General features: G+C 60.6%; 20 protein-coding genes and 1 pseudogene. 4 read left to right on the forward strand and 17 right to left on the reverse strand.

Going from position 1 to position 20,531, the window contains the following annotated elements:
* Nucleotides 1-27: 27 nt before the first annotated feature.
* Together LKD37_RS02100 and LKD37_RS02105 are read left to right on the forward strand one after the other, a co-directional pair.
* Nucleotides 28-456 carry a macro domain-containing protein gene (locus LKD37_RS02100; RefSeq protein ID WP_302927727.1) on the forward strand — a complete coding sequence of 143 codons (429 nt, stop codon included), beginning with the start codon at nt 28-30 and terminating at the stop codon, nt 454-456.
* A complete protein-coding gene (locus LKD37_RS02105) occupies nt 404-1,336 on the forward strand; it encodes an SIR2 family NAD-dependent protein deacylase (protein WP_302927728.1) in 933 nt (310 codons plus the stop codon). Before LKD37_RS02100 ends, LKD37_RS02105 begins: the two co-directional genes overlap by 53 nt.
* Before the next feature lie 85 nt (nt 1,337-1,421).
* Here the strand turns inward: LKD37_RS02105 and LKD37_RS02110 are convergent, their stop codons facing one another.
* The 6 genes and pseudogenes from LKD37_RS02110 to LKD37_RS02140 all read right to left on the reverse strand — a co-directional run bounded on the left by LKD37_RS02110 (nt 1,422) and on the right by LKD37_RS02140 (nt 6,175).
* Nucleotides 1,422-2,066 carry an RluA family pseudouridine synthase gene (locus LKD37_RS02110; RefSeq protein WP_302927729.1) on the reverse strand — a complete coding sequence of 215 codons (645 nt, stop codon included), beginning with the start codon at nt 2,064-2,066 and terminating at the stop codon, nt 1,422-1,424.
* A gap of 1 nt (nt 2,067) precedes the next feature.
* Complete coding sequence (locus tag LKD37_RS02115) at nt 2,068-2,847, reverse strand: polymer-forming cytoskeletal protein (RefSeq protein WP_302927730.1); 780 nt, start codon at nt 2,845-2,847, stop codon at nt 2,068-2,070.
* Nucleotides 2,844-3,233: a DUF4004 family protein gene (locus LKD37_RS02120; protein WP_302927731.1), complete on the reverse strand. Its 390-nt coding sequence runs from the start codon at nt 3,231-3,233 to the stop codon at nt 2,844-2,846. The genes LKD37_RS02115 and LKD37_RS02120 overlap by 4 nt, the downstream gene beginning before the upstream one ends.
* 191 nt (nt 3,234-3,424) lie before the next feature.
* The gene (gene ilvA, locus LKD37_RS02125) at nt 3,425-4,624 is read right to left on the reverse strand and encodes a threonine ammonia-lyase (RefSeq protein WP_302927732.1); all 1,200 of its coding nucleotides are present in this window, start codon (nt 4,622-4,624) and stop codon (nt 3,425-3,427) included.
* Between the two features lie 194 nt (nt 4,625-4,818).
* Nucleotides 4,819-5,258 (reverse strand): annotated as a pseudogene (locus tag LKD37_RS17685) (citrate/2-methylcitrate synthase).
* Nucleotides 5,259-5,455: 197 nt separating this feature from the next.
* Entirely contained in the window at nt 5,456-6,175 is a 720-nt protein-coding gene (locus LKD37_RS02140) for an NAD-dependent protein deacylase (protein ID WP_302927735.1), read from the reverse strand.
* A 40-nt stretch (nt 6,176-6,215) separates the two neighbouring features.
* Between LKD37_RS02140 and LKD37_RS02145 the strand changes: the two genes are divergently transcribed.
* Nucleotides 6,216-6,551 carry an arsenate reductase family protein gene (locus LKD37_RS02145; RefSeq protein WP_302927736.1) on the forward strand — a complete coding sequence of 112 codons (336 nt, stop codon included), beginning with the start codon at nt 6,216-6,218 and terminating at the stop codon, nt 6,549-6,551.
* A gap of 104 nt (nt 6,552-6,655) precedes the next feature.
* On the opposite strand, the gene LKD37_RS02150 is transcribed toward LKD37_RS02145, so the two are convergent.
* The 8 genes from LKD37_RS02150 to LKD37_RS02185 form a co-directional block, all read right to left on the reverse strand.
* Entirely contained in the window at nt 6,656-8,341 is a 1,686-nt protein-coding gene (locus LKD37_RS02150; protein ID WP_302927737.1) for a Na+/H+ antiporter NhaC family protein, read from the reverse strand.
* A gap of 233 nt (nt 8,342-8,574) precedes the next feature.
* Complete coding sequence (locus tag LKD37_RS02155) at nt 8,575-10,020, reverse strand: sodium-dependent transporter (protein ID WP_302927738.1); 1,446 nt, start codon at nt 10,018-10,020, stop codon at nt 8,575-8,577.
* 330 nt (nt 10,021-10,350) lie between these two features.
* Nucleotides 10,351-10,536, reverse strand: a complete 186-nt coding sequence (locus tag LKD37_RS02160; RefSeq protein ID WP_302927739.1) for a hypothetical protein — start codon at nt 10,534-10,536, stop codon at nt 10,351-10,353.
* A complete protein-coding gene (locus tag LKD37_RS02165; RefSeq protein WP_302927740.1) occupies nt 10,511-11,272 on the reverse strand; it encodes a TatD family hydrolase in 762 nt (253 codons plus the stop codon). Before LKD37_RS02165 ends, LKD37_RS02160 begins: the two co-directional genes overlap by 26 nt.
* 10 nt (nt 11,273-11,282) lie before the next feature.
* Complete coding sequence (locus LKD37_RS02170; protein ID WP_302927741.1) at nt 11,283-11,579, reverse strand: putative quinol monooxygenase; 297 nt, start codon at nt 11,577-11,579, stop codon at nt 11,283-11,285.
* A 13-nt stretch (nt 11,580-11,592) separates the two neighbouring features.
* Entirely contained in the window at nt 11,593-12,441 is an 849-nt protein-coding gene (locus LKD37_RS02175) for an HAD-IIB family hydrolase (protein WP_302927742.1), read from the reverse strand.
* 3 nt (nt 12,442-12,444) lie between these two features.
* On the reverse strand, nt 12,445-13,737 hold the full coding sequence (locus LKD37_RS02180; protein ID WP_302927743.1) for a PSP1 domain-containing protein: 1,293 nt from the start codon (nt 13,735-13,737) through the stop codon (nt 12,445-12,447).
* Nucleotides 13,738-13,762: 25 nt separating this feature from the next.
* On the reverse strand, nt 13,763-14,611 hold the full coding sequence (locus LKD37_RS02185; protein ID WP_302927744.1) for a DNA polymerase III delta subunit-related protein: 849 nt from the start codon (nt 14,609-14,611) through the stop codon (nt 13,763-13,765).
* 256 nt (nt 14,612-14,867) lie between these two features.
* On the opposite strand from LKD37_RS02185, the gene ppdK reads away from it, so the two are divergent.
* On the forward strand, nt 14,868-17,501 hold the full coding sequence (gene ppdK, locus LKD37_RS02190) for a pyruvate, phosphate dikinase (protein ID WP_302927745.1): 2,634 nt from the start codon (nt 14,868-14,870) through the stop codon (nt 17,499-17,501).
* 471 nt (nt 17,502-17,972) lie between these two features.
* On the opposite strand, the gene LKD37_RS02195 is transcribed toward ppdK, so the two are convergent.
* From LKD37_RS02195 to LKD37_RS02205, 3 genes are all read right to left on the reverse strand, one after another.
* Nucleotides 17,973-18,344, reverse strand: a complete 372-nt coding sequence (locus tag LKD37_RS02195) for a hypothetical protein (protein WP_302927746.1) — start codon at nt 18,342-18,344, stop codon at nt 17,973-17,975.
* A 9-nt stretch (nt 18,345-18,353) separates the two neighbouring features.
* A complete protein-coding gene (locus tag LKD37_RS02200; RefSeq protein ID WP_302927747.1) occupies nt 18,354-19,013 on the reverse strand; it encodes a hypothetical protein in 660 nt (219 codons plus the stop codon).
* 91 nt (nt 19,014-19,104) lie between these two features.
* Entirely contained in the window at nt 19,105-20,106 is a 1,002-nt protein-coding gene (locus LKD37_RS02205; RefSeq protein WP_302927748.1) for a leucine-rich repeat domain-containing protein, read from the reverse strand.
* Nucleotides 20,107-20,531: the final 425 nt, after the last annotated feature.

Below are 20,531 nucleotides of genomic sequence, written 5' to 3' on the forward strand. Positions count from 1 at the left end.
GCAGGTGATCGAAAGGAGAGGCTGACCATGACCCAAAGCGAAAAGCGGCTGTTTCTCATCCAATCGCTGCTGAAGGGGCGGCCGGAGTACCGGCAGGTGGAGACGCCCCGGGACTCGGAGGGCCAGCGGCAGCTTCTGCGGGGCCTGATGAACGTCCGGCCGCCTCAGGCGGCGGACCCGGACTTCCTGCGGGTGCAGGACGCGTATCTGCAGGCGGAGACCGCCGCCCGGGGCATCACCGACCTGGCGGACCTGACCCCGGTGCAGCCGGGGCTGTATGTGTGGCAGGGGAACATCTCCACGGGGATCTTCCGCTTCCCCAACCAACCGGCGGCCCAGATCGCCGTGAAAACCGTCCGGGACTTCCTGGCCGGAAACACCAGCGTAAAGAAGGTGATCTTCAATGTTTTCAAAGACCGGGACAACGAAATCTACCACCGGCTCCTGTCCCGCTGACCGGCTACGGCAGGCCCTGGCGGACTGCGACGCCGTGATCGTCGGCGCCGGGGCCGGGCTGTCCGCGGCGGCGGGCTTCAGCTATGACGGGGAGCGGTTTGAACGGAACTTCGCCGACTTTGAGCAGAAGTACGGCTTTCACGATATGTATACCGGCGGGTTCTACCCCTTCCCCACGGAGGAGGAGCACTGGGCGTACTGGAGCCGCTATATCTGGCTCAACCGCTACTCTCCAGCGCCCAAGCCGGTGTACGATGATCTGCTGAAGCTGGTGCGGGACAAGGACTATTTCGTCATCACCACCAACGTGGACCACCAGTTTCAGGCGGCGGGGTTTGACAAGAAGCGGCTGTTCTATACCCAGGGGGATTACGGCCTGTTCCAGTGCTCGGAGCCCTGCTGTCAGGAGACCTTTGACAACCGGGAGACGGTCCGGCAGATGGTGGAGCGCCAGCGAGATATGCGGGTGCCCTCCGACCTGGCGCCCCGGTGCCCCCACTGCGGCAGGCCCATGACCATGAACCTGCGCTGTGACGACCGCTTCGCGGAGGATGAGGGCTGGCACCGGGCGGCGGAGCGGTATGAAAGCTTTCTCCGCACCCGCCGGGGGCAGAAGCTCCTATTTCTGGAGCTGGGGGTGGGGTACAACACCCCGGTGATCATCAAGTATCCCTTCTGGCGGATGACCGCCGCCAACCCCCGGGCGGTGTATGCCTGCCTGAACCTGGGCCAGGCCGCCGCCCCCCGGGAGATTCAGAAGCAGTCCATCTGCATCGACGGGGACATCGGCGCCGTGCTGGCCGGTCTGGGCGAAAATACTTCTCAGTCTGCAAGTGTGGAATTTGTTCGCTTTCGGCGAACAAATTCTGCGCGCGGCTGACTGCAAGCCTTTTGTCAAAAAAGGCGAAGCCCTTTTTTGACAGTCTCAAGCGCCCGGAGCCAAGTGCTCCGAGCGCTTTTCTGCCTTATTTCCCCGTTTCCGGCAGGGGGAACAGGGTCCAGGGCCAGACCGCCGGGGGCTGGTGGGTGAACACCATATCCCGGCCCGTCTCCGGATGGGTGAAGCCCAGCCGCCAGGCCCACAGGGCCAGGGTCTCGCCGTCTCCGGCCCCGCCGTATTTCCGGTCCCCTACCAGGGGGAAGCCCCGCCCGGCGAACTGCACCCGGATCTGGTGGGTGCGGCCGGTGTGCAGGGTCACCCGCACCAGGGACAGCCCCTCCCGGACGGCCAGCGTCTCATAGGACAGCTCCGCCGGGCGGACGTCCTTCCCCGGCTCCCGGGCGATATATGTCACCCGGCGTACCGGGTCTCTCCCCAGCATGTCCCGCCATATCCCGCCTTGTCCCGGGTCACCCCGGACCACTGCCAGATAGATTTTCCGGAACCGGTGCTCCCGGACCTGGCCGGACAGGATGGAGGCCGCGGCGGCGGACCGGGCAAACACCATGACCCCGCCGGTGGCGGCGTCCAGCCGGTGCACCGTCCGGATGCAGGGGGTGCCCAGCTGGGCCCGCAGCAGCTCCGGTATGCCGCCGGGCTCGTCGGTGCTGAGGACCCCCGGGGGCTTCACCGCCACGGCGATGCGCTTATCCGCGTACAGAAGCTCCATATCACTGGGCGCCTTCACCGGTGCAGACGCTTTCGCCCACGGTTCCGTCCCAGGCGTCCAGGCTCTCGCTGTACTCCACCCGGCCGATGGAGCAGCCCTCGCCGATGCGGACCCGGCGGCCCCGGACCACGTCGGCCTGGGTGTATTCCAGGTCCACGTCGTCGCCCTCGATGTCCCCCACCTGGGCGCAGGAGACGCTGCCGTGGAACAGGCCCAGCAGGGAGACCTGGGTGGGCTTATAGATGCGGATGCTGCTGCCGCCGATGCTGCCGATCCGGATGCCACGGCTGGCGGAGATCTCCACGGTTTCGGCGTTCAGCAGGCCCTGGATCACGGCGCTGCCGGTGAGATGGACGCTTTCGGCCTCCACGCCGCCGGACACCCTGGCCCCGCCGGAGCAGTGCAGTCGTCCGCAGTGGATCTCTCCCGCCTCCAGGCCGCCGGACACGTCTACCTCGCCGCCCTCCAGGCTGCCGTCCAACTTCAGCGCGCCGGAGCTGTGGACCCGGCCGTTGGCCCGGAGACTGCCCTCGCACCGGGTGGAGCCGGAGCAGCCCAGCTCCTGGCAGGTGATGTCGCCGGTGACCCGGTTGCTGCCGCTGCACCGGATCTCCCCGGCGCAGTCCACGTCCCCCTGGACCTTGGCGCTGCCGGAGCAGCGCAGGCTCTCGCAGCGCAGGCTGCCCTGGACCTTGCCCGATCCGCTGATGGAAACCAGGCGGTATTCGCCGCCGGGCATGGCGCTGCTGCCGGAAATTTTCATATCCATGATGTCGTTCATAATGTGATCTCCTTTAATAATTGCAGTACGTCCTCCTGGTGTGTCCCCTCCGCCACCACGGCGCTGCGGACCTCTTCCAGGGGAAATTCCCTGCGGCCATAGGCCGTTTCGATGATGAGCTTTCGCCGGGCCAGCACCGTCTGATGCTTTTCCGCCAGGCTGGCCGCCAGCTCGTCCAGCGTCTGGTGCTCCTTGTTGTCCAGGATCAGCCGGATCCGCTGGCAGATCTGGTCCCGGCGGAAAAATGTCTCCTGTCCGGTGGAAGTGGAGCGGCGCAGAAACCACGCCTCCGGGATCAGTCCCATCCGCTTCCACCGATACAGGGCCCCGTAGGAGATGCCGAACGTCTCCAGCAGCTCCTTCTTGGAAATCAACTCCTCGTCCATACCCTTCCTCCCTGCCATAATAGGTTATCGTACGGCGTTGCGTAACAATGTTCCGTAACACTGTTACGATAATAGCATAACAGTGTTACGTTGTCAATAGGGGCAGGAAAAATTTTTGAAAAGCCCAAAAAATCCCGGTGCCGAAGCACCGGGATTTTTCGTTATAGCAAGCCCCTTCGGGCATTTTCACTTTACCGCTCCATGATGGGATAGCCCTGGGCACGCAGAGTCTCATATATCTGCTGCACATGGAGGGCGTCCCGGGTCTCCACCAGCAGGTGCACCACGCAGGAGCCCACCGGGGCCTTCAGGTTGCCCCGCTCGTGGTTCACCTCCAGCACGTTCACGCCCATGTCGGACATGATGTTCAGCAGAGTGGCCAGGGTTTTGGGCTGATCCGGCAGCACCGTGGCGAAGTTGGCGGTGCGCCCGGCCTTGGCCAGGCCCCGGGTGATGATCCGCTCCAGCATGGTCACGTCCACATTGCCGCCGGACAGCAGGGCGCACACGGTCTTGCCCCGCAGGTCCACCTTGCCGTACATGGCGGCGGCGATGCCCACGGCGCCTGCGCCCTCGGCCACCAGCTTCTGCTTCTCCAGCACCGACAGGATGGCTCCGGCGATCTCGTTTTCGCTGACGGCCACCACCTTGTCCACATACTGGCGGCACATTTCAAAGGTCAGGTCCCCGGGGGTTTTCACCTGGATGCCGTCGGCAATGGTGTGCACGCTGGGCAGGGTCAGGATATGCCCGGCCTCTAAGGAGTCCACCATGCTGGCGGCTCCGGCGGCCTGGACGCCGATGACCTGGCAGGAGGGCTTCAGATGCTTCACGGCGTAGGCCAGACCCGAGATCAGTCCGCCGCCGCCGATGGGCACCAGGATCACGTCCACATCCGGCAGCTGCTCCAGAATCTCCAGACCGATGGTGCCCTGACCGGCCATGACCCGATAGTCGTCAAAGGGATGGATAAAGGTCAGCCCCTGCTCATCCCGCAGGCGCACGGCCTCGGCATAGGCGTCGTCATACACGCCGTCCACCAGCACCACGTTGGCCCCATAGCTGCGGGTGGCCTGGATCTTGGAGATAGGAGCCCCGGCGGGGATGCAGATGGTGGCGGGGATCTTCATATCCCGGGAGGCAAAGCCCACGCCCTGGGCATGGTTGCCTGCGGAGCAGGCGATAACGCCCCGGCGCTTCTCCTCGTCGGACAGGGTGGCGATCTTATAGTACGCGCCCCGCAGCTTGAAGGCCCCCGTCTTCTGCAGGCAGTCCGCCTTCAGATAAAAGTCGCAGTCCGGCACCAGGCCCGGCGCGTGCAGCACAGGGGTCTGGTTGATAACGGGGGACAGCACCCGGCGTGCGTCCTGGAGCATTTCCATAGAGATCATATTGTTGCCTCCTTGATTCTGTTCTATATACAAAATCCTATTTTTTGTTCCTATGCCATGTACTACCATGATACCCTCTCCCGCCGCGATTGTCAATTCCTCTTTGGGCAGAGAGCCGCTTTTTTCGCAATATAGACGGAAAAAAGTGACCCGTCCGGCCCTTAAGAGCCGGACGGGAGGGACAAATCACCGGTTTATCTTCTGTCCATAGGCACATAGGCCCGGCCTGCCAGCAGGTCCGTCAGATACTGCCGCACCTGCTCCGGGTCGGCGGGGTCCCGGACCCGGCTCCGCAGGTCCGCCATCATCTGCACCACCTTGGTGTTGGCTCCGCCGTGGCGGGGATCCTTCAGGGAGCACAGGGAGGCCGTCATGGCGGAATAGGTGTCGGTGCCGGTGGAGGTGGTACATGGTTGGTGAAGGTGGAGTTGTTGCTGCCGTGGTCGGCGTGGAGGATCAGCGCCGCGTCCAGGGCCCGGGCCTCCAGGTCCCGGACGTCATAGCCCCGGTAGTACAGCACACCGGGGCATGGGATGGTGTCCTGACCGTCCACGGTGCAGCCCTTTACCTCGGATATGCGGGTGAGGCTGGTGAGGACGCCCCGGCCCGTGGCGTCCCGCAGTCCCCGCTTCACATCATATTTTTCATAGAGCTGCCGGTCAATGTGAGCGTTTTTGCAATTCTAACACGATAAACTTGCAAAACCAATACGCAGAATGAAAATATTTCTACCAATATGCAGGATTCAATGAGCAATTATGCAAAAATTCCGCGGCAGAGGCCCTCCCCTGCCGCGGAATTGAAAACCGGGCAAAGCTGTGCTATACTATATTACAACTGTGCGAATATCTCGCCGATGGGGCCGTCGATGGTCAGGTCCGCTCCCACGCCGCTGCCGGTCTGGCCCTTGTTCACCACCACCAGGTGGCGGCCCCGGAAATACTGCACCAGCCCCGCCGCCGGATACACCACCAGGGAGGTGCCGCCGATGATCATCAGGTCCGCCTGGCGGATATAGTGGACGGCCCTGGCCAGCACGTCCTGGTCCAGGCTCTCCTCATACAGCACCACATCGGGCTTGATGTCCCCGCCGCAGGCGGGGCACCTGGGGACGCCGGTGGTAGAGAGGATGGTGTCCAGGCCGTAAAAGGCCCCGCATTTTTCGCAGTAGTTCCGCAGAACGCTGCCGTGCAGCTCCAGCACCTGGCGGCTTCCCGCCTTCTGGTGCAGGCCGTCGATGTTCTGGGTGATCACGGCCTTCAGCTTCCCCTCCTGTTCCCACTGGGCCAGCTTCCGGTGGGCGGCGTTGGGCTGGGCCCAGGGGGCCAGCATCTTGGCCCGGTAAAAGTCGTAAAATTCCGCCTTGTGGCGGACATAGAAGCTGTGGCTGAGGATGGTTTCCGGCGGGTATTGGAACTTCTGGTGATACAGGCCGTCCACACTGCGGAAATCCGGGATTCCGGACTCCGTGGACACTCCGGCCCCGCCGAAAAACACCATGTTGTCCGATTCCGCCACCCACTGCCGCAGCTTTTCGATCCATTCCGTCATCCGTAAGACCTCCATTTCTTGAATTTATAAGGAGTATGCCATGAACATTCAGATTTTCGGGGCCCGCAAGTCCTTCGACACCAAGAAGGCGGAGCGCTGGTTCAAGGAGCGCCGCATCAAATACCAGTACATCGACCTGGACAGCAAGGGCCTGTCCCCCGGGGAGTACCGCAGCATCCGGGCCGCCGTGGGCTATGACGCCCTGGTGGACCGGGACAGCCCCGACTACCGGGAGCTGGGGATTGACTATCTTCTGCCCCAGGCGGCGGAGGAGAAGCTGCTGGAAAACCCCTGGCTGTTCCGGGCGCCCATCGTCCGCAACGGCCGCCAGGCCACCGTGGGCTACTGCCCCGACGTGTGGAAAACCTGGGAATAAGGGCATTATACCACAAAAATCTGCTGGGGGACAGCCCCGGCGGAAAAATGCGCAAAAAAACAGGTCCGCTCCAGCGGACCTGTTTTTTTTATGGAGTGAGGCGATTACTTGTTGGCCAGAGCCTTGTCGGCAGCAGCCATTTCCTGGAAGATGCCCTGGTGCTTCTTGGCGGTGATTGCCTTGATCACCAGCAGGGTGCCGATCATCAGGACGATGGCGATGATCATGCAGACCACGACGTTCTGCACCAGACCGGCGATGATGAAGCTGACGAAGGACACGGCAGCCACGGTGACGCCATAGGGGATCTGGGTGGCCACGTGGTTCAGGTGGAAGCAGTGGGCACCGGCGGAAGCCATGATGGTGGTGTCGGAGATGGGGGACAGGTGGTCGCCGCACACACCGCCGGCGCAGGAGGCAGCCAGGCCGATGGACAGCAGGGTGGACTGATCATACCAGTCAAACACGGCGCAGACCAGGGGGACCATGATGCCGATGGTACCCCAGGAGGTACCGGTGGCGAAGCCGATGAAGCAGGCCACGATGAAGATCACGGCAGGCAGGAACTTGGCCAGGCTGCCGGTGCCTTCCATAATGCCGCCGACGAAGTCGCCTACCATCAGGCCATTGTCACGGCACAGGCCGCACAGGGTCCAGGCAAAGCACAGGATCAGAATGGGGGAGATCATCTGGATGAAGCCGTTGGGGATGGACTCCATGGACTTGGTGAAGCCGATGAGGCCCCGCAGCCAGTAATAGATGAAGGTGAACACCAGGGCCACGATGGAGCCCAGGCACAGGCCGGGACCGGCGGAAGCATCGGAGAAGGCCATGACGAAGTTCTGATAGTTCTCACTTTCGGTGTCGAACATACCGCCGGTCCAGACCAGGCCGATGATGCACAGGGCGATCAGGACGATAACGGGCAGCAGCAGGTCCAGCACGGAGGAGTGCTTCTCGCCTTCCTCATAGTCGTCGGCGCCTTCGAAGGGACGCTCGGGGGTGGTGAACAGATCGTCCTTCACCTGGGCATTGTACTCATGGGTCAGCATGGGGCCGTAGTCAATGTTCAGCACGGAGATGGTGATGACCATGATCAGGGTCAGGATGCAGTAGTAGTTCCAGGGAATCTGGCTCAGGAACATGCTGATGCGGGAGCCGGGGAAGCCATCGGGCACATAGGAGGCAACGGCGGCAGCCCAGGAGGACACGGGGGCCAGCATGCAAACGGGGGCGGCGGTGGCATCAATGACGTAGGCCAGCTTTGCCCGGGAGATCTTGTGGCTCTCGGTGACGGGACGCATAACGGCGCCCACGGTCAGGCAGTTGAAATAGTCGTCGATGAAGATCAGCACGCCCAGCAGCATGGTCATCAGCTGCGCGCCGCAGCGGGTCTTCACGGCCTTGGAGGCCCAGCGGCCGAAGGCGGCGGAACCGCCGGCCTTGTTCATCAGATCCACCATGATGCCCAGCATCACCAGGAAGATCAGGATGGAGATGTCGATGGCGTTGATCATGCCCACGCCCTCACCGGCGCCGACAAAATTCACGACCATCTGCCAGGGGTCAAAGTTCGCCAGCAGCAGGGCGCCAGCCAGGCAGCCCAGGAACAGGGAAGAATACACTTCCTTGCTGATCAGGGCCAGGGCAATGGCCACGACCGGGGGGAACAGAGCCCAACCGGTGGCGACGAAGCCGCTGCCATCGTTGGTAACCTTCGCGATGACCAGTGCGATCACAACGATCGCCAGCGCAATAAAATACGCTATCTTGGTACCTTTCTTTTCCATTAGAGTGATTTACCTCCTCAGATTTGGTGCCTTCATCTTACTCGCAAACAGCACGTTTTGTCAAGTTCTTAGCGATACTTTCCATTATTTTAACAAATTGTGAACTCGCCTTTTTACCTTTTTCACAAAGGATTGGCGCGAATTATGGAAAATCCTTGGAACGCAAAAAATTCCGATACCGGGGCAGCTGCCCCGGTATCGGAAATAGCGCTCATATCAGGAATATGTATTGCTTAGAAGAAGAACTCCTTGATCTGGCCGTACAGCACCAGCAGCATGGCCAGGGGGGTAATGTACTTGATGCAGATCCTGAACCAGCCGTAGGCTCCGAATTTCTGCCCCTCGCAGGTGGCCTCGGCGTGGACTACCTCGGGCCCGAGCTCCCAGCCGTACATAATGCTCATCAGCAGCGCGCCCAGAGGCATCAGAATGCCCTCGGCGATGCAGTCAAAGAAGTCCAGCCAGTCGGCGCTCCAGGTGGGCACCTTGTCGGAGGGATCCACACGCATGCCCAGAATGTCGGCCGGGGAGATACCGGCGTTGCCCAGAGCGTCCAGGCAGACGATGACGCACAGGATGCCGGCGCCGATGGCGCCGATGAGGGAATAGAGCTTGCGCTTGTCGCCCTTGCCCTCGTCCCGGGCCTTATCCACAAAGTGGGCCACAACGGCCTCCAGCAGGGAGATGGAGGAGGAGACGGCGGCAAACACCACCAGCAGGTAGAACAGGATGCCGAAGATGGGGCCTGCAGCGCCCATGCGGTCGAACACGTTCTGCATGGTGACGAACAGCAGGGAGGGGCCGCCCAGCTTGCCGGTGGGGTCCAGGGCGAAACGGCCGGGGATCACGCACAGACCGGCCATCAGGGCCACCAGGGTATCCATCACCACGATGATGATGGCGTTTTTCTGCAGGTTCTCCTTCTTATCCAGGTAGGAGCCGTAGGTGATCATGGCCGCCATACCCAGAGACAGGGAGAAGAACATCTGGCCGCCTGCTGTGGATACTACAGAGAAGAAGTCAGGCGCTTCCTTGATGACGCCGTTGGCCAGAGCCCAGCCGGGGACGAACATATACTTCAGACCCTCTGACGCGCCCTCCAGGGTGCAGGAACGGATGATGCAGATCACCAGCATCACGAACAGAGCGGGCATACCCACGGAGCAGACCTTTTCGATACCGCCGCCGACGCCGCCCATAACGATGATCATGGTCAGGGCCACGAAGATCAGACCGTAGATCACGGCCTCGCCCTGGTTGGCCATCAGGGCGCCGAACACGCCGGCGCCGTCCAGGGTGCCGGTGCCGAAGCCGGCATGGAACAGGTTGCCCACGTTCAGGGTCACATACTTCAGGCAGTAGCCGCCCAGGGCGCAGTAGAAGCCCAGGATCAGGAACGCCGACAGAACGCCCAGCCAGCCCAGCCACTTGAACCTCTTGGACAGGACCTTGTAAGCGCCGATGGCACCCCGGCCGGTCTTGCGGCCCAGGGCCAGCTCGCCCATCATAACGATGAAGCCGCAGCACGCCGCCAGGATCAGATAGATGATGAGGAATGTGAAGCCGCCGTTGGCGCCCATCTTATTGGGGAAGCCCCAGATGTTGCCCAGGCCGACGGCTGAGCCGATGGCCGCCATGAGGAATCCAAAATTGGACCCGAAGCCTTTTCTTTCTTCCATTGCTTTCTCTCCTTACTCATATGGATGTCCCGCTTTGTCCGGAAGGGGACTATGGTCACTTTACCATGACTGTTTTCTTGTGTAAAGCAATATACAGGCTTCTTAACGCTATCTTGTCAACCGGCACAGCTTCCTTGATTGATTTCTTACGGATTTCCCCTCCTTTCTGGGCTGTGCCCTTTCGCCTCAGTCAAAATCACAGCCCCATTTTATGCAGAACTTTGTGAATTATGTCACAAAAATCAGGCTGATCCAGCGGCCTTTGTGGGTATTCATACGGCGGTTTCGGACGTTTTGTGCAAAATGCCTATACGATTCTGTGATAGAAATTTATTGATGTGAAACTTTTTCATCAAAAGAAAAAGCCCGGCAATTGCCGGGCTTTCCGTTTTTCAAGAAAAGCCTCGCAGAGTTTGCCGCCCGCAGGCGGCAAATCAAGTGCGAGCCTTTTGCCCAAAAAGGGCTTTGCCCTTTTTGGGCAGTCTCAATATCAGATTCCGAAGAAGCGTTTTCCATTGTCCCAGGTGGCCTGCTCCGCCGCTGCCGGGGTCATGTCCCGCAGCTGGGCGATCTTCTCCGCCACCAGGTGAACGTAGGTGGAGTCGTTGCGGCGGCCCCGGTAGGGCACCGGGGTCAGGTAGGGGGCGTCCGTTTCGATCATCAGCCGCTCCATGGGTACGGCCCGGATGACCTCCGGGGCCTTCCGGGCGTTTTTGAAGGTAGCTGCTCCGTTGAAGGACAGGTACCACCCCATATCCACCAGCTCCCGGGCCATTTCCACGGACCCGGCGAAGCAGTGGAACACCCCCCGCAGGCCGGGAAATTCCCGGACGATGGCCATGGTGTCGGCGTGGGCGTCCCGGTCGTGGATGATCACCGGCAGCGACAGCTCCCGGGCCAGGGCCAGCTGGCTGCGCAGCACCTGCTGCTGCAGGGGGCGGGGGGGATTTTCCAGCCAGTAGTAGTCCAGGCCGATCTCGCCGATGGCCACCACCTTGTCCTCCCGGGCCAGAGCGCGGATGGCGTCCAGGTCCTCCGGGCGAAAATCGCCGCAGTTTTCCGGATGGATGCCCACGGCGGCGTAGACATGGGGGAAGCGGCGGGCCAGCTCCACCGCCGTCCGGGAGGACGCCACGGTGCAGCCGGGATTCACCACCAGGCCGACGCCCTGCTCCGGCAGGGAGGCCAGCAGGGTCTCCCGGTCGCCGTCGAACTGGTCGTCGTCATAGTGGGCGTGGGTGTCAAACAGCATAGGGGGCCTCTCAATCCAGGCGGACCCGGCCCAGTCGGGCGTCGGCCACATACTCGCTTTTCAGCCGGCGCAGCTGGTCCATGTGGGGGGCCCGCAGGTGGGCCTGCTGCTTCTCCTCCGTCTGCCACTGCTCCACCAGGAGGATCTCGTCGGCATTCTGGACAGACAGGAAATAGTCATACCGCAGGCAGCCGTCCTCCCGGCGGATGGCGTCGATGACGCCATGGGTGGTCAGCTGGCGCAGGAAGGTCTCCCGGCAGCCGGGCTTGGCCAGATAGCGCACATACAGAGTCAGGGTGTTTTCCATGGTGATTTCTCCTTTACGAATAGCACCGGTCCAGAATTTCGATCATGGCGGCCATGGCGTTTTCCCGGCAGTCCGGCAGGATGTGGATCCCCGGCACCCGGTGCACCGCCGGAATGGCGTTTTCCGGGGCGAAGGCCATGCCGGCGTATTCCAGCATGGGGATGTCGTTGGCGTGGTCCCCCACGCAGCAGACGTTCTCCTGCCGAACGCCCAGAAGCTCCGCCAGGCGGCGGACCATGCCGCCCTTGTTGGCTCCCCGGGCGGTGATCTCCAGCAGGTTCACGGCGGAGGCCACCACCTCGTACTCCCGGCTCCAGTCCTGGGCCCGGATGGCCTCCTCCAGCTGCCGCAGCCGCTGGGGCTCCTCCTCGAACAGCAGCTTGGAGATAGGCGACGGGGCCTGGTCCAGGCTGGCGATCTGCTGGGAGGGGGTGTGGGTCAGGTGCAGATGGCGGGCGGTGATCTCGTTGGGATTCACCACATGGATGGAGTTGTCGTCGTGATAAATCTCGAAGGTCAGGCCCGGTATCAGCTGGGACAGCTGCCGCACATGATCCCGGATGCACTCCGGCAGAAAGGCGGTGCGCAGATACCGCCCCGCCGGGAAGTCGTAGATGGCCGCGCCGTTGAACAGCACCGTGGGGCCGTTCATGGGCACGCCGTCCATAACGCTGGCGAAGGAGGGCAGGGCCCGGCCGGTGGCCACGGAAAATGTCCCGCCCTGGGCCATAAAATACTCGATGGCGACCCGGTTTTCCCGGGATATGGCCGGGACGGGCCCGCCGCTGCGCAGGGCCCCCTCGGTATACACCATGGTGTTGTCAAAATCGCTGGCGATGAGCACGCCGTCAAACTTTCCCACGGCTCAGCCCTCCGATGCCGGGGAGTTGCCGCCGCTTCTGCGGCGTCCGCCCCGGTGCCGGGGACGGCGGCGGGACTGGGCTCCCTCCTGGGCCTCGCCTGCGGGCTTCTGGGGCGGCTTGGGGGCGGCGGGCTTGGGGGGATTCTTGGCCGCCTGGGGACGGCTGCCGCCCTCCTGGGGCCGGTCGCCAGACTTGCGGCGGCGGCTGCGGGGCTTGTCCTCAGTCTTGGTGGCCTCCGGGCGCTTTTTCTCCGTCTGGCGGGGCTTTTCGGTCTTTTCCGGGGCCTTTTCCCCGATCTGCTGGGGACGGCTTCCGCCCTTTCTGCGGCGGTCGTTCCGGCGGCGGGGAGGACGCTCCTCCCGGGCGGGGGCGTCGGGGTCAAAGTCCGCGATGACCAAAGGCATGGGGACCTCCTCCTCGGGCCGCTCCTCCACATACCGCTCGGGCCGCTCCTGGGGCACCTGGATGCCGTCACGGCTTCCTTTGCCGTTGCGCAGGACGCACACCTCGCAGTTGTGATAGCACCGGGGGGAATCCGGCTTTTCGTCCAGCCGGACCTTCATGGTCTCCCGGAGCACGTTCACCTCGCACACGTTGCCGAGGCCGTCGGGGGTCTGGACAAAGGAGTCGTTTTTGGGCATGCGCTTCAGGGCGTCCTCATAGGCGTCCTGCTCGTATTTCAGGCAGCACATCAGCCGCCCGCAGGTGCCGGAGATTTTGGTGGGGTTCAGGGACAGGCTCTGGGTCTTGGCCATTTTGATGGACACCGGCACAAAGTCGTCCAGGAACTGGGCGCAGCAGAAGGGCCGGCCGCAGATGCCCAGTCCCCCCAGCATCTTGGCCTCGTCCCGGACGCCGATCTGCCGCAGCTCGATGCGGGCCCGGAACACGGAGGCCAGATCCTTCACCAGCTCCCGAAAGTCCACCCGCCCGTCGGCGGTGAAGAAGAACAGAATCTTGTTCCCCTCGAAGCTGCACTCCACCCGCACCAGCTTCATCTCCAGCTTGTGCTGGAGGATCTTCTTCTGGCAGATGTCGAAGGCTTCCTTTTCCCGGGCGCGATTGTGGGCCGCTGTGCGGCGGTCGTTCTCCGTGGCCACCCGGACCATGGGCCGCAGGGGCTGGATGACGCAGCAGTCGTCCACCGGGTGGTTGCCCATGGTACACTGGGCGTATTCCAGGCCCTGGGCCGTCTCCACGATGACGTGGTCCCCGGTCTGCACCTGCACGTCGCCGGGGTCAAAGAAGTAGGTTTTGCATCCGCTGCGGAAGCGGACACTGATCACAGTTGTCATATATTTCGATTCCTTTCCGTGTATGTCAAAGCAGCTTTTCCCACCCGGCGCACAGGGCTCCCAGCACATGGCCCACGCCCACGTTATAGCGGCACTCCAGGCAATAGCGCTTCATCAGCTCCGTCAGGCCCCGGAGCTGCCGGACGGTAAGGCCCCGGCGCAGCTCCTCCGCCCCGGGGATATCCGCCGGGTCCGGTTTTCCATAGGCGGCCAGCAGGGCCTCGGCGGCGGCGCGCCATCCGGCCTCCAGCAGCTGCTGCAGCTGCTCCCGCTTCAGGCGCTTGTTCTCCAGCCCCACCAGGTATTGGCTCACCGGCAGCAGCTGTCCGCTGGCAAAGGCCCGGCACAGGTCCCGGGCGGTGTCGTCCCGGGCGTCCTCGTCCCCGCCCCGGAGCTTCCACTCCACGCAGCGGGAGCGGATGGTGGGCAGCAGGGTCGCCGCCGTTTCCGTGCAGAACAGGAAGGCCGCATAGGGCGGACCCTCCTCCACCAGCTTCAGCAGCACGTTCTGGTCCCGCTGGTTCAGGGCGTCGCAGTCCGGGAAGATATACACCTTGGCGGCCCCGTCGTTGGGCCGGATATAGGCGTCCTGCCGCAGGCTTCGCAGCAGGTCCACCGGCAGCTCCCGGTGGTCGGGGTCCTGCACCGTCTGCACGTCCGGGTGGATGTCCTCCATCACCTTGCGGCACTGGCGGCATTGCAGGCAGGGCCGCCCCCCCTCCGCCTGGCACTCCATGGCGGCGGCGGCGAAGCGGGCGGCGGCCATGCGGTCCCCGCTGCCGGAGAAAATGATGGCATGGGGCAGGGCTCCGCCTGCGGCGGCCCGGCGCAGGCGGCGGGCCAATGTGCTGTTTTCCGGCAGAAGCTGCCCCATGGTCCGCCCTCCCTTCCATGGCTGCTGTGATGGTCATACGAACCGATTCTATAAGTATAGCACACCCCCGGGTTCCTCCGCAAGGCACAGGCGCGGCTTTTCCGCAAAAAATAGTTTCCTGTCGGGAGAATATTCCCGGTAATTTTCGGCCATAATGGCAAAAAGATTCCTTTTTGTGAAAATCCTCTTGCTTTTGGCGGGGGATGTGCCTATAATGAGATGTTCGTAACTATATTTTATATACGGAGGGAACTAAATGAGTAAGAAGTATTGCTATCTCTTTACCGAGGGCAACGCCAAAATGCGCGAGCTGCTGGGCGGTAAGGGCGCCAATCTGGCCGAGATGACCAACATCGGCCTGCCCGTCCCCCAGGGCTTCACCATCACCACCGAGGCCTGCACCCAGTATTATGAGGATGGCCGCCAGATCAACGACGCCATCATGGCCGAGATCATGGAATACATCGAGAAGATGGAGAAGATCACCGGTAAGAAGTTCGGCGATCACGAGAATCCCCTGCTGGTCTCCGTCCGCTCCGGCGCCCGGGCCTCCATGCCCGGCATGATGGACACCATCCTGAACCTGGGCCTGAATGAGGACGTGGTGGACGTTATTGCCAAGAAGTCCAACAACTCCCGCTGGGCCTGGGACTGCTACCGCCGCTTCATCCAGATGTACTCCGACGTGGTCATGGAGGTGGGCAAGAAGTATTTCGAGCAGCTCATCGACGAGATGAAGGAGAAGAAGGGCGTCACCCAGGACGTGGAGCTCACCGCCGAGGATCTGAAGGAGCTGGCCGGTCAGTTCAAGGCCGAGTACAAGTCCAAGATCGGCGAGGACTTCCCCTCTGACCCCAAGGAGCAGCTCATCGGCGCCATCAAGGCCGTGTTCCGCAGCTGGGACAACCCCCGCGCCAACGTGTATCGCCGTGACAACGACATCCCCTATTCCTGGGGCACCGCCGTCAACGTGCAGTCCATGGCCTTCGGCAACATGGGCGACGACTGCGGCACCGGCGTGGCCTTCACCCGCAACCCCGCCACCGGCGAGAAGAAGCTCATGGGCGAGTTCCTGACCAACGCCCAGGGCGAGGACGTGGTGGCCGGCGTGCGCACCCCCATGCCCATTGACCAGATGGCCGAGAAGTTCCCCGAGGCCTATGCCCAGTTCGTGGACGTGTGCAAGACCCTGGAGGATCACTATCGCGATATGCAGGATATGGAGTTCACCGTGGAGCACGGCCAGCTGTATATGCTGCAGACCCGCAACGGCAAGCGCACCGCTCCCGCCGCCCTGAAGATCGCCTGCGACCTGGTGGACGAGGGCATGATCTCCGAGCAGCAGGCTGTTGCCATGATCGACCCCCGGAACCTGGATACGCTGCTGCATCCCCAGTTTGACCCCGCCGCTCTGAAGGCCGCCGCCCCTGTGGGCAAGGCTCTGCCCGCCTCTCCCGGCGCCGCCTGCGGCAAGATCGTCTACTCCGCCGAGGACGCCAAGGAATGGGCTGCCCGGGGCGAGAAGGTGGTCCTGGTCCGTCTGGAGACCTCTCCCGAGGATATCGAGGGCATGAAGGCCGCTCAGGGCATTCTGACCGTTCGCGGCGGCATGACCTCTCACGCCGCCGTTGTGGCCCGCGGCATGGGCAAGTGCTGCGTCTCCGGCTGCGGCGCCATCGTCATGGACGAGGAGAACAAGCAGTTCACCCTGGCTGGTAAGACCTATCACGAGGGCGACTGGCTGAGCCTGGACGGCTCCACCGGCTCCATCTACGACGGCGCTATGCCCACCGTGGACGCCAGCGTGGGCGGCGACTTCGGCCGCATCATGGCCTGGGCCGATAAGTATCGTCGGCTGCAGGTCCGCACCAATGCCGACACCCCCCACGACGCCGCCAAGGCCCGTGAGCTGGGCGCTCAGGGCATCGGCCTGTGCCGCACCGAGCACATGTTCTTCGAGGGCGACCGCATCGCCGCCATCCGCGAGATGATCTGCTCCGACACCGTGGAGCAGCGCGAGAAGGCCCTGGCCAAGCTGCTGCCCATGCAGCAGGGCGACTTCGAGGGCATCTATGAGGCCATGGAGGGCTGCCCCGTGACCATCCGCTTCCTGGATCCCCCTCTGCACGAGTTCGTTCCCACCGAGGAGGCCGACATCGAGCTGCTGGCCAAGGATATGGGCAAGACCGTGGCCGAGATCAAGGCCATCATCGCCTCCCTGCATGAGTTTAACCCCATGATGGGCCACCGCGGCTGCCGTCTGGCCGTGACCTTCCCCGAGATCGCCGTGATGCAGACCCGTGCCGTGATCCGGGCCGCCATCAACGTGCAGAAGCGTCACCCCGAGTGGAACATGGTTCCCGAGATCATGATCCCCCTGGTGGGCGAGGTGAAGGAGCTGAAGTATGTCAAGAACGTCGTGGTCAAGACCGCTGACGAGGAGCTGGCCGCCGCCGGTGTGGAGATGAAGTACCTGGTGGGCACCATGATCGAGATCCCCCGCGCGGCCCTGACCGCCGACGAGATCGCCACCGAGGCCGAGTTCTTCTCCTTCGGTACCAACGACCTGACCCAGATGACCTTCGGCTTCAGCCGCGACGACGCCGGTAAGTTCCTGGGCGCTTACTATGACAAGAAGATCTATGAGAACGATCCCTTTGCCAAGCTGGACCAGGTGGGCGTTGGCAAGCTGGTGAAGATGGCTGCCAAGATGGGCCGCGAGACCCGTCCCGACCTGCACCTGGGCATCTGCGGCGAGCACGGCGGCGATCCCAGCAGCGTGGAGTTCTGCCACAAGGTGGGCCTGGACTATGTGTCCTGCTCCCCCTTCCGCGTGCCCATCGCCCGTCTGGCCGCCGCACAGGCTGCCATCAAGGAACAGCAGAACTGAGCTGCGCCTGAGGGCATAGAGGACAACGCATAAATGAAACGGACACACCGTCTCCACGAGGCGGTGTGTCCGTTTTTTTTACCTATTTTGGATCAGGGCACTCGTCAAAGCTCCTGTTTTCGCAAGAAAGCAGTGGGCATTCACAGAGTTCCGTGTATCACATCATGAGCCGGTTTCCGAAATATAATTTATGAATCGGCAGCTCGTGTTGGATCTTTTCGACGACGACATACTCACCGTTGACCAGGACGAGAATATCCCCCGCCCGGAGGTGCGCCGCATCCGTCCAGCCCTTATATATGAACCTCTTGATTGTTAGCGCATTGTTCTGTCCCCTGCACTACGGCTGCTTATTTTGTTCATGCCGCTGTTGGCTGTTTCGCTTTTTTCTTTTTTTGCGAATCCGATTTTTCCTATGCCTCCACTTTCTGCACATGTAAGGGATTAGCGGCACAGCAAGGAATAGAAGCGCTACACCAGGGGCATTCCAGCAACATAGGTTACAGTGATAGGCCGTCCGGTTATAAATTGCTGTTCCAATGCTTGCATTTGCTCAGGTACTTTGTCTGAGGGAAGCAATTGATCCGCTGTGTCCTTATAAACAGCAACTGTTGTCCCACATTTTAAGTGGAAGCTATAAATTGTAAAAAACGAATAACGTCTTGGTTCGTTTGTGCGGTCAACGGAAATGGATATGCACTCTGATGTCACAGTTTTTGTGCTGCCATTCTGATACTCAAAATAAATCCGAATATCGCGCCAAGCAGGCAGGCACAGGAGGCTGACAGCAGCCACAGCAAGTGCAGCTTTCACATTTAATCCTAATGGCTTCTTATTTTTCATACACGTGCCTTAATAATACTGCTCCACGGTGCGTTCTTCACCGGTGTCTACATCCCGGAAGCGCAGCTCTACCAGTTCTCCGTCTCGGCGCTGACCGAGATACTCCATGGGAGAATTCTTGCCCATAGGCCAATCAGCCTCCTGCGCCCAGCGAGGAAATTTCCTATCCTTGATGTGAAAGGCTTTCCATAAGGCTTCTTTACCGGCTGCCGCACGGTCGGCCTTTTTCATCGTCCTGGGGAATTTGTCCAAAACCTCTGCCGCATAGGACATTACTTCTGCACCACCAATAGACCTTCCAAGTGCCTTGAAGTAATAATCGTCATCATCCTTGTAGCGCTTTGTCCTTTTAGCATCGGGGTATCTCGTCAAAATCGCTGTAAGCATTAAATTATATATGCCGCATTGCCTGCGAACGATCGTTGTGTACGAGTCTTTGGGCGGATAGGGACTTTCCACCAGCATTCTCAGTACGTGTCCATCATATACTAAAGCTATTGTCCGGTATAAAGCATAGAGTAATCTATCCTTAGCAATAACCGGAGGTGGCTCATGGCTGAAATCAGCAATACTGTCCAGCCACTCTCCGATTTTGGGGTCCGCACAGTAGGCGTCCCAAAATTCATCAAAAGGGATATCTCCGGCGATAAAGTCAAATACGATCTGCATAGTACCTCCTAATAATCCGCTTATTTGCTGGCTATTGCTGGGACTTTCTTTTATGATGTCCGCAGCCCTTTGGGGCCGAAAAGCCAAACAATCAGCATCGCCGCCACAGCTCGACTCCGTGGTCATCCTGCACAGAGCAAAGCTGTTTTGGCAGCTCTGCGTCCCGCAGATTGAAATGGCGACGGTTTTTGCAGGTCACATAAGGGACGTTCATACATAGACTCAGGTCTCCATCGGAAACATCCATGCCCAAATTAAAAACCTTCAGATTTGGCATATTGCAAAGAAAAGATAGGTTTGGCAAGATGCTATTTCCTTGTAACTCCAGATATTCCAGCGCCGATAAAGCGGACAGAGCAGAAAAATCCGTGATATGAGAGCAGTGATCAAGGCACAGCTGGAATAAGGTACTCTTTACGTTTACCAGGGCGGAGATATCCGTCAGATTTCGCTGATAACACAAGGAAAGCGACTTCAAGGATTTTGCCTTATGCAAGCCATTTAGCGAGTGAATTTTGCCCTGCGTCAGCGATAGCCAGTCTAAGCTTTCTCCCCCGATAACATCCGCAAGGTCATTTCCTTGATATGCGCAGAGATTAAGGGATTGTAAGTCCAGCGCATTGGCGAAACCATACTCGTACTTCGTATGTGATACATACAGGCACCGCAGACCAGGGACCTTCCCGTAATCTATTTCACCGTGCAGTTTTCCTGCTATACCATAGGCCGTTTGACAGCGAAGCCATTTAACGCATGGCATATAATACAACGGCGAAAAATCGAATCCGTCTGCCGCAGAGTCTGATGGAATGACCCACAAGAACTGAAGCGACGGGCATTGAGACAGCCAACCGATCTCGTCCGAAATGACGATTGCCTTTTCAAGCCCCTCTGACTGTATTAGTGCCAGATGTTCCGCAAAACTTCTGGAAGAATGCGGAAGCTGCGGCGTTATACAGCCTGCGCTTTGCAGAACATGAACGACAATCGCGTCATGCACATTGGCCGGATCAGTCAGCGCCGTAAAGATGAAGCCATTCCGTTTTGTATATCCCTGCCGCAATTCAGCATAGGTTGCCTTTGCAAAAAACATGATTTACCTCTTAGAATAACAATGCAGCAATTTTCTTTCCGGGACTCCAAATCTTATTAACAGTAGGCGTCCCAAAATTCATCGAAGGGGATATCTCCGGCGATAAAGTCAAATACGATCTACATAACTCTTCCTGCATTTCAACAAAATCATACATAGGGAACTCCCTCTGAATAAGTATACAAGAGACTTCCCTTATTTGCAAAGACTTTTTTCGTCACCCGGCCTTTGGAGTCGTAAGTGGTTGTCGTTGTGTTCCCCTTGGCAGCGCTTACAGCCGCACCGCCTGCGACACAGGCTGCCATCCGCGAACAGCAGAACCGAGCTGCGCCTGAGGGCATAGAGGACAACGCATAAATGGAACGGACACACCATCTCCACGAGGCGGTGTGTCCGTTTTTTGCATCAGATGTTGCTGATTTTCG

The sequence above is a fragment of the Brotocaccenecus cirricatena genome, from assembly GCF_020687045.1.
Classification (GTDB): Bacteria; Bacillota; Clostridia; order Oscillospirales; family Oscillospiraceae; genus Vescimonas; species Vescimonas cirricatena.

Bases quoted from the DNA above. Each gene is read 5' to 3' on its own strand.
- LKD37_RS02145 (WP_302927736.1), top strand. From the start codon at position 6,216: ATGAACATTCAGATTTTCGGGGCCCGCAAGTCCTTCGACACCAAGAAG.
- LKD37_RS02170 (WP_302927741.1), bottom strand. From the start codon at position 11,579: ATGGAAAACACCCTGACTCTGTATGTGCGCTATCTGGCCAAGCCCGGC.
- LKD37_RS02115 (WP_302927730.1), bottom strand. From the start codon at position 2,847: ATGAACGACATCATGGATATGAAAATTTCCGGCAGCAGCGCCATGCCC.
- LKD37_RS02120 (WP_302927731.1), bottom strand. From the start codon at position 3,233: ATGGACGAGGAGTTGATTTCCAAGAAGGAGCTGCTGGAGACGTTCGGC.
- ppdK (WP_302927745.1), top strand. From the start codon at position 14,868: ATGAGTAAGAAGTATTGCTATCTCTTTACCGAGGGCAACGCCAAAATG.
- LKD37_RS02100 (WP_302927727.1), top strand. From the start codon at position 28: ATGACCCAAAGCGAAAAGCGGCTGTTTCTCATCCAATCGCTGCTGAAG.
- LKD37_RS02110 (WP_302927729.1), bottom strand. From the start codon at position 2,066: ATGGAGCTTCTGTACGCGGATAAGCGCATCGCCGTGGCGGTGAAGCCC.
- LKD37_RS02205 (WP_302927748.1), bottom strand. From the start codon at position 20,106: ATGTTTTTTGCAAAGGCAACCTATGCTGAATTGCGGCAGGGATATACA.
- LKD37_RS02140 (WP_302927735.1), bottom strand. From the start codon at position 6,175: ATGACGGAATGGATCGAAAAGCTGCGGCAGTGGGTGGCGGAATCGGAC.
- LKD37_RS02185 (WP_302927744.1), bottom strand. From the start codon at position 14,611: ATGGGGCAGCTTCTGCCGGAAAACAGCACATTGGCCCGCCGCCTGCGC.
- ilvA (WP_302927732.1), bottom strand. From the start codon at position 4,624: ATGATCTCTATGGAAATGCTCCAGGACGCACGCCGGGTGCTGTCCCCC.
- LKD37_RS02105 (WP_302927728.1), top strand. From the start codon at position 404: ATGTTTTCAAAGACCGGGACAACGAAATCTACCACCGGCTCCTGTCCC.
- LKD37_RS02150 (WP_302927737.1), bottom strand. From the start codon at position 8,341: ATGGAAAAGAAAGGTACCAAGATAGCGTATTTTATTGCGCTGGCGATC.
- LKD37_RS02160 (WP_302927739.1), bottom strand. From the start codon at position 10,536: ATGGAAAACGCTTCTTCGGAATCTGATATTGAGACTGCCCAAAAAGGG.
- LKD37_RS02165 (WP_302927740.1), bottom strand. From the start codon at position 11,272: ATGCTGTTTGACACCCACGCCCACTATGACGACGACCAGTTCGACGGC.
- LKD37_RS02180 (WP_302927743.1), bottom strand. From the start codon at position 13,737: ATGACAACTGTGATCAGTGTCCGCTTCCGCAGCGGATGCAAAACCTAC.
- LKD37_RS02195 (WP_302927746.1), bottom strand. From the start codon at position 18,344: ATGAAAAATAAGAAGCCATTAGGATTAAATGTGAAAGCTGCACTTGCT.
- LKD37_RS02155 (WP_302927738.1), bottom strand. From the start codon at position 10,020: ATGGAAGAAAGAAAAGGCTTCGGGTCCAATTTTGGATTCCTCATGGCG.
- LKD37_RS02200 (WP_302927747.1), bottom strand. From the start codon at position 19,013: ATGCAGATCGTATTTGACTTTATCGCCGGAGATATCCCTTTTGATGAA.